The following is an 894-nucleotide window of genomic DNA, read 5'->3' as shown; positions in this document are numbered from 1 at the left end:
TTGCCGGCCTCCCGCGCATCGCGGGCTCAATAGGATCCGCGCAGTGCGCAGACAGCTGGAATGGTCTTGAGGATGATGAGGATGTCCTGCAGCAGCGACCAGTTCTCGACATAGTGCTTGTCGAAGGCCACGCGCTGGTCATAGCTCACATCGTTGCGGCCGCTGATCTGCCAGACGCCGGTCAGGCCGGGGCGCGACTGGAAGTAGTAGACCGCGGCCGGTCCATAGCGCTCGATCTCGTCCTTGACCACCGGGCGCGGCCCGACGAGGCTCATCTCGCCGCGCAGGATATTGACCAGTTGCGGCAGTTCATCGAGGCTGAGTTTGCGCAACACCGTGCCGACCGTGGTCACGCGCGGATCGCTCTGCAGCTTGCGGCTGGCCAGCCATTCCTCGTGCGCCTGCGGATTGGCGGCAAGATGGGCCTTAAGCACGGCATCGGCGTCCTTGACCATGGTGCGGAATTTGAGGCAGCAGAACAGTTCGCCATTGCGGCCAATGCGGTGATGGCCGTAAAGAACGGGTCCGCCATCGTACAATTTGACGAGGCAGGCAACCATCAGGAACAGCGGGCTGAGAAGGATGAGGGCGAGCACCGCCCCGAGCACGTCGAACCAGCGTTTCAAGAGCCCTCCCACGGGAAGTTTTTCCAATTCATCGCCATGTCGAATGAATTCCATCTTCATAAGAAACTCCCTTTGACTCTATGATCCCCTTGAATGCGGACCCGCTGCGGGTCCGGCCCACCTTGGATGCCAGCTCAGGATCGGAGAAATGCGCGGCAAAACCGCAAGCAAACGTAAAGAGGGGCAGCCTCGTTCCGCCAGTGGGCCTCCAGTCCGGCCTGTTTCGGACCTATGCCCCGGCATGGTCAGACCTAAGTCTGATTACGCG

Annotated in this window: 1 protein-coding gene; it reads right to left on the bottom strand. The window is 61.0% G+C overall.

Features of this window, described 5'->3' with window-relative positions:
- Window positions 1-26: 26 nt before the first annotated feature.
- On the bottom strand, window positions 27-686 hold the full coding sequence (locus CU100_RS26515) for a sugar transferase (protein WP_106719639.1): 660 nt from the start codon (window positions 684-686) through the stop codon (window positions 27-29).
- Window positions 687-894 lie beyond the last annotated feature (208 nt).

Origin of the sequence: Phyllobacterium endophyticum, from assembly GCF_003010935.1 — a bacterium.
Lineage (GTDB): Bacteria > Pseudomonadota > Alphaproteobacteria > Rhizobiales > Rhizobiaceae > Phyllobacterium > Phyllobacterium endophyticum.
The sequence above is the reverse complement of the archived record's forward strand: the minus strand, read 5'-3'. Positions and strand labels throughout refer to the sequence as shown.

Coding starts and splice junctions, on each gene's coding strand:
- CU100_RS26515 (WP_106719639.1), bottom strand. CDS start 686: ATGAAGATGGAATTCATTCGACATGGCGATGAATTGGAAAAACTTCCC.